Genomic DNA, 7,019 nt, shown 5'->3' with positions numbered 1-7,019 from the left:
TGCGAGACAGTTCAAGCTTGATGGGAAACGGGATAGGGCCTATCCACGTGCGTTAAAAATGAGTAAAAACAAGTATCCCATTAAGTCTAAGAAAAATGCCGTTCACACTAAGTGAACGGCATTAGCCGCTATGGCCCCTTTTCTCTATGACATCAGCCCCGCCATCACGGTCAGTGCAAGGCTAGCTGCCACATATAGCAAACCCGCAAATATCGACAATAACACCAAGCCAACTGCGAGATCCCAGTGAAATAATTGATCGTCGCCAAAACGGTTATTTAGATATGTAATAATTATTTCCATTACAATAAATATGCTTAAACATTAGAACGTTAAGCTAAAATCCCTTTGGGAGCCCCCCACTGGGGGATACTAAAAGACCGAACGATTAATCGCGGGTTAATACTTCAAATAATTCAACTTCAAAATTTAGATTAGAATTAGCTGGGATTAACGCCCCCATTTGACGCTCACCATAAGCTAAGTGAGCCGGCACATTTAACACCCGCTTCCCCCCCACCTGCATTCCCATTAACCCTTGATCCCAACCTTTAATCACTCGACCCGTTCCGATAACGCATTGGAATGGCTGACCACGCTTATGAGAAGAATCAAATACCGTGCCGTCATCCAAGGTGCCTGTATAATGTAAAGTAATTAATGCGCCTTTAACGACCGCCTTGCCTTCACCAGTAATGATATCGGTAACTACTAATTCACTCATCTTGATCCACTCGCTACTATCTATGGGATTAAAACGCGGATAGTAGCATAGTTAGCCCTGTTAGCTAAAGCCAGCCAATGCAGCGTAATTTAGGGTCAGCGGCATCGAGGCGGCATTAGCCGAAATACTGGGCAAATCGACGATCGGTGAGGTTAGCATTTAGCCTACGTTGGTGTGATCCGTCTATGGGGGGGTGCGATGGCGAGGAATCATCAGTCTCGTTACTCTCTGCAGCCAGTTTGGCACGAGGGGGGGATATATCCCCCTTCTGCTCAGTGACTGTGGCTGTACTCTGATCGCTCTCTAACGTCTGCTGTCGTTCACTGGCTAAGTCTTGCCGAGCTTGCTGCATTTTTCTTAATGCCAATGAGGCCACTTGTATATCGGCCATCGACGGTTCCACCGGTGCTAACGCAGCTGCATGGACTTGCTGCATTTTTTTAATGGTGGCTTGTGGATCTGATTTGACGACTGAAACATCAATTTGTACATGTCCCTCCACGGCATAGCGACGACCATCACTGCCTTGCTCAAATTGATAATTTGGCGAGCCAGCATACTGACCACCGATAGCGGCATGGGCCTGTTCATGCTGACGAACCTCAAGATCACGACGTTGTAACTCTGATAATTCCACTTGTTCAAGCTGTAATTCAGCCTCCGATTTGCCGCCATTTTCCTGCGCCATCCGTTGTGCTTCACTTTGGTTGGTCTCTGCTGATGGGCTTGTTTGAGGATCATCATTGGCGACTAAGGGGTTAGCGGAGGCTTCGCTGGCGCTCTGGCCCGCTTGCTCGCCATTCTCTTGCGTTGGTAACGACGATGGCTGACTTGTGCGACTCGCTAAAAAGCCCGAGATGCTACTGGCGCCCGAGCGTAAATTGATGGTCTGGCTCGGCGGCGCCCAGCCCTGTTCGCTATCCACAGGGCTGGGCGCTCGAGTATTTATCCGCGCGGGCGCATGCTGATAGGGGGCTAGTGTTGCTGCGTGGGGGCTCGGTTCACCTAAGGGATGGGTCTTAGTGTCAGACGCATTAGGCGTTTGCTGATTAGCTAACCAAGCATGACCACTAGCACCTTGTACTGGCCGCGCTGAGGCCGACAAGGGTTGATGAATCGTCATACGCTATAGGCCATGTCATCAGTGCCTCGCCAAAAAAATTCAAGATCAAATCTAAACATTACACTGAGATATTGATGATGCTACCAAGGGCTTCATTCTCAGCCTCAATGACCTCTGCGGCAGCTTGCCCTTGATTTGCGGCCTGTTTAGCGTCGACTAATGCCGACACTTTATCCGGGGATTGCGTTTGGGTCGTTGAATTCGGGTTATCACTCGATTCAGCATTGACTTGGGCAGGAGGTTGTTGTGGTTTAGCGACATCCACTGTCGCTTGGTTCAAACTGGACTGTGCATTTTGTAAGCCCGATATACCAGACTGTGTTGCAGATGAAATTTGCATAACCGCTCCTTGGTAGAATCAGAAGACAAAATGTACGACTTAGTTTCATTATGGCAAATTTTGATGGCGCGACAAGCACTAGTTAAGATCATTTATGTCTAAAAGCAGCGAGAGATAAACATTTTTTGTACATGATGACATCCATGCCAGTCAATGCCACCAGCCACATACCAATTCATTGTTTTGCATATTTTTTTGTATCAGCCCCGAGATTTTGCTGACTTTTATGCAAAAGCATGAATACTCATGCAACTGTGCTATTTTCCCTCGAAAAATGCACATCAAAAGATATTAGCTACAATCAAATGATACAGGGAGTTAAAGGTACTAGCGTGCCTATCGCAGCAAGGATTTTACTATGACGATAGCCAATCTATGCAAGCCAATCCTACTGGGTTGTTCCATCTTATTGTCACTCAGCCTTAGTGGCATCGGCAATGCTAAACCTATACTCGGTTCACACCTCAAAGTCTTTATTCCAAGTTTGCCCTATATCTATACCTCTCATGCGATTAACAGCGCGTTAATCCGCCCGGCAAATAACCTGCAAGGCTGGGAATATGACATGGCCACCAGCCATCGACAACTTGACGACTTAACCTATGAATTTAGCCTAAGACGCGGGGTAAAATTTCAAGATGGCAGCCCCTTTAATGCCGATGCCGTGCTCAACAACATCGATTACTTTTTAAAACAACCCTTCTTGTTCACCAAAATTGACAAGGTATTAAATCGTGCGGAGAAAATTGATGATTACACAGTGCGGTTTTACCTCAATGAAAAATATGGTCAATTTTTAAATGATATTATTTGGATCCAGTTTTACACCCAAGATTACCTGCAGAAATTCGGCTGGAATGGTAAAGCCACCTGCCCCAATTTAGCGGAGCCCGGTCCTTATGGCCTAGGCCCATACATTTTGGTTGAAGGATACGTTGAGGGGGATAGACAGACTCCTAAGGTGGTGTTAAAGGCCAATCCAAATTACTGGGATACTAATTTCCCCAAAATTGAGACCGTGACGCTGTTCACTGAACTTGATAACAAGCAAGCCTTGCAAATGATCTTAGATAATGACGATAAACTCGACATTATGCCGATCCCATTTTCTGCAAAAGAAGACGTTAAAAGCTCGCCATTTGTTAACTTAGTGTCGGCGCCATCAACTAATAACATTGCCATCCATTTTAATTTAATTAATGGTAATCAAGCGTTACTCAACAAAGAAGTACGAGTTGCCATCAACAAAGCCATTGATCAGCAAAAATTATTAGATAAATACTTTGAAGGAGAAGGAGTTGTTAAGCCAACGCTGGCTTCGCCCTATTTCCCCGGGGTTAATGAGGTGGTCACGAGTCTACGACCATATTCTGAAGTCGTCGCCCCCGCTGACAATCGTAGCCAGCTCACCACAACGTTAGCGGGTATCAAACTCAAGGTACTCACCCAAGACAGGCATATGTTCTTATGGAAAGGGGTATCTAGAGACTTACGTAAAGTCGGCGTCGAATTAGAATTTGATATTACCTCGAGCGAAAAGGTCATTTTTGAACAGTTGCTCGCAACCCGCGCCGGCAAAACAGTAAATCATGGGATTTATTAGTGTGGGGCGATGATGATTGGTACTACAACCATCCATGGTCAGCATTTCTTGTATATCGAACCCACAGTAGTTGGAGCACGATTTTCCCTGATACTCGGCTAGATAATTATATCGATGAAATGTTTAAAGCTAGTGTAAACACCCCTGAATTCAATGCGATAACTAAAGATATTATGCAATATGTTTACGATAATTCTTACATGTTATTTGTGCCCGCGCCCAACAATGTTTTTGCCGTTAATAGTCATGTTGAATATTCACCTTATCGAATGGCCAGTATCCCCTTGTGGGAAATCGAAGTGAAGCCACAACATTGGTCAATAAGATAGCGTTATGTGCATCTGTTTATGCTAGGAGCAACATCTTGAAAAACTTATCATTACGCACAAAACTACTGATTATCTTCTTGCTAATTGGCTTAGTGCCGTTAGGTGTCATAGCCACCTTAGCCTTGCAAAACTCGACGGCGTCGCTCACTAAGCAAGCCTTTGCCCAATTGATTAGTATGCGGGAAGTGAAAAAAACTCAGATAGATGCTTACTTTGATCGGGTGATCAACGACATTACCTTACTTGCGGGCAGTGAAGATGTGCGCAAAATGAATCGTCTATTAACGTTTTACACCCTCGATGAAGAAATCGGCCCACAAGATAATTTCACCATTGATACCTATGAGTATGAGGAAATATGGCAAGAAAATGGCACCAATTTACTCAATTACGTCAACGTATTTGGTTATGCTGATGTCTATATTATCAGTAGTGATATGGGTCATGTGTTGTATTCTGCCAATAGAGAAACTGATTTAGGCATAAATTTATCGTTAGAAGACCAAAACACTCATCCCTTAACTGCCATATGGCAGAAAGTATTAGAGCGAGATAGCATTCAATTCCAAGACTTTATGCCTTATAGCGTCATCAACAATCGACCAGCCGCGTTTATGGGAGCCCCGGTTAAAGATCTCGATGGCACCATTAAGGCTGTGGTCGTGATTCAAATTTCGATTGAAGCCATCAACAACATTATGTTGCAACGCAATGGGATGGGAGCCACTGGTGAAACCTATCTTGTTGGCCCTGATTTATTAATGCGCTCAGACTCATTTCCCGATCCTGAACATCGCAGCGTAATCAACTCCTTCGCCAACCCCGAACAAGGCTCGGTGAATACCACCTCGACCGTTGCCGCTTTACAAATGCAAACGAATTCCAAAGTGACATTTGATTATAACAATAACCAAGTGTTATCGGCGTACACTTGGGTGCAAGTGGTTGATTTAGTGTGGGCCTTAGTCGCGGAAATCGATGCTGTTGAAGCCTTTGCTCCCGTATCCAAACTCAGCAATATTGTCTGGCTTACTTTAGGTTTTTCCACCATTGTCATCTTACTGCTCGCCTATGGCTTTACCCGCACATTAACGACTCCGGTTATCCGACTATCCAATTCATTACGACAAGTGGCTGATGAAAGTAATTACTCAGTACGTATCCCTGTGGAAAGTAAAGATGAAATAGGTCAATGTGCCGCCGCATTTAATCGCTTAATATCTTCCAATGAAACTGCTGTGACTGAAATTTCTAAGGTGATGGAAAAGCTGGCCAAGGGTGACTTTAGTCATCGGATTGATGCAGATTTCAAAGGCGATTTACTGGCGATTAAAGTAGCCACCAATACGTCACTCGATAATGTACAAACTCTAGAGCAAGAACGTAAAGTCGTTGAAAATAACGCAAAACAAATCAGTGAAGAAAACGCCAGAGTCCGCCAAGCACTGGATAATGTCTCAACCAACACCATGATTGCCGATAATGAATACAAAATTATCTATATCAACCGCGCCGCCCATAAAATGATCGAGGAGGCTGAAGAAGAAATTAGGGTGCATATTCCTAATTTTAAAGCAGATAACGTCACTGGTCAGTCTATCGACCTATTTCATAATCACCCCCAACACCAACGTCAACTATTAGATAAGCTCACCCATAGCCACTATAGCGAATTCCAAATGGTGAATAAGCATTTCGGTGTAGCGGTTAACCCTATTCTTGATCATAAAGGTAACCGACTTGGTATCGTCGTGGAACTGACTGACAGAACCGCTGAGATAGCCATAGAAAAAGAAATTGATAAAGTCGTCGAGTGCGCCGCTAAGGGTGACTTCTCGTTACGGTTAACCTTAGAGAATAAGGAAGGATTCTTCCTCAATCTTTCCAGTGGGCTCAATACATTGACCACCACCATTGAAGATGCACTTGAAGACATGCAGCGTATTTTAAGTGCCATGGCCAGGGGGGATCTGACCGCAAGGATCACCCAAAATTATCAGGGACGTCTTAGTATTTTAAAAGAAGATACCAACCGCACCATTGAAAAGCTCACTCAAGTGATCCGTGACATCCGCATCAGTGCGCAAACCATTTCGTTTTCATCCAATGAAATTACCGCTGGTAATCGGGATTTAAGTACGCGCACTGAAGCGCAAGCTTGCTCATTACAATCAACGGCTGCCAGCATGGAAGAAATGACCGCAACCGTCAGACACAGTGCAGATAATGCCATGGTAGCTAATGACTTAAGTGCTGAAGCCAGCGCAAAAGCGCAAATCGGTGGTGAAGTGGTTAACCGCAGCATTAACGCCATGAATGAGATCACCAGTGCCAGTAACAAAATATCAGACATTATTAGCGTCATTGATGAAATTGCATTCCAAACCAATCTGTTGGCGCTCAATGCAGCCGTCGAAGCCGCGAGAGCCGGTGAGCAAGGCCGAGGCTTTGCCGTGGTGGCTGGCGAAGTGAGAAATCTGGCACAACGCTCAGCCAGTGCGGCCAAAGAAATTAAAGAGCTCATCAGAAACAGTAATGAGAAAGTGGCCAGTGGAGCCGTGCTGGTGACCGAAACCGGCAGCACACTAAAAGAGATTGTTCAAACCGTCGAACAAGTGCGCGAAAAAATGAATGACATCAGTATCGCCGCGCAGGAGCAAAGTGTGGGCATTGAGCAAGTCAATGCCTCCATCTGCCGTATGGATGATATGACCCAACAAAATGCCGCGTTAGTTGAAGAAGGCACGACGGCCAGTGAAACCTTACTGTCTCAAGCGGAGGACATGACCCAAATGGTGGAATTTTTCTTACTCAATGAACAATCATTGCCACAGAAAAAGTTCAAATAATCCAGATGACAAACCTCTGAATTGCTTGAGCCAACCTGATTATCTCATACA

Annotated in this window: 6 protein-coding genes; 2 read left to right on the top strand and 4 right to left on the bottom strand. The window is 44.9% G+C overall.

Annotated elements, in window-relative coordinates; translation table 11 throughout:
• Positions 1 to 144: 144 nt before the first annotated feature.
• The 4 genes from KU855_RS11970 to KU855_RS11955 form a co-directional block, all read right to left on the bottom strand.
• Entirely contained in the window at positions 145 to 303 is a 159-nt protein-coding gene (locus KU855_RS11970) for a hypothetical protein (protein ID WP_218530518.1), read from the bottom strand.
• Positions 304 to 388: 85 nt separating this feature from the next.
• Positions 389 to 724, bottom strand: a complete 336-nt coding sequence (locus KU855_RS11965) for an FKBP-type peptidyl-prolyl cis-trans isomerase (RefSeq protein WP_218530517.1) — start codon at positions 722 to 724, stop codon at positions 389 to 391.
• Positions 725 to 839: 115 nt separating this feature from the next.
• Positions 840 to 1,847 carry a putative metalloprotease CJM1_0395 family protein gene (locus tag KU855_RS11960; RefSeq protein WP_218530516.1) on the bottom strand — a complete coding sequence of 336 codons (1,008 nt, stop codon included), beginning with the start codon at positions 1,845 to 1,847 and terminating at the stop codon, positions 840 to 842.
• Positions 1,848 to 1,905: 58 nt separating this feature from the next.
• Positions 1,906 to 2,187 (bottom strand): chemotaxis protein, encoded by a 282-nt coding sequence (locus tag KU855_RS11955; RefSeq protein WP_218530515.1) that lies wholly within the window; start codon positions 2,185 to 2,187, stop codon positions 1,906 to 1,908.
• 358 nt (positions 2,188 to 2,545) lie between these two features.
• Here KU855_RS11955 and KU855_RS11950 point away from each other — a divergent pair, with 358 nt between their 5' ends.
• Positions 2,546 to 3,790, top strand: coding sequence for an ABC transporter substrate-binding protein (locus KU855_RS11950; protein ID WP_218530514.1), 1,245 nt, complete (start codon positions 2,546 to 2,548; stop codon positions 3,788 to 3,790).
• A gap of 364 nt (positions 3,791 to 4,154) precedes the next feature.
• A complete protein-coding gene (locus KU855_RS11945) occupies positions 4,155 to 6,968 on the top strand; it encodes a methyl-accepting chemotaxis protein (protein WP_218530513.1) in 2,814 nt (937 codons plus the stop codon).
• Positions 6,969 to 7,019 lie beyond the last annotated feature (51 nt).

This window comes from Shewanella sp. NIFS-20-20 (assembly GCF_019209865.1).
In the GTDB taxonomy this organism is placed as follows: Bacteria; Pseudomonadota; Gammaproteobacteria; order Enterobacterales; family Shewanellaceae; genus Shewanella.
This window is presented reverse-complemented; position numbering and strand designations above follow the sequence as displayed.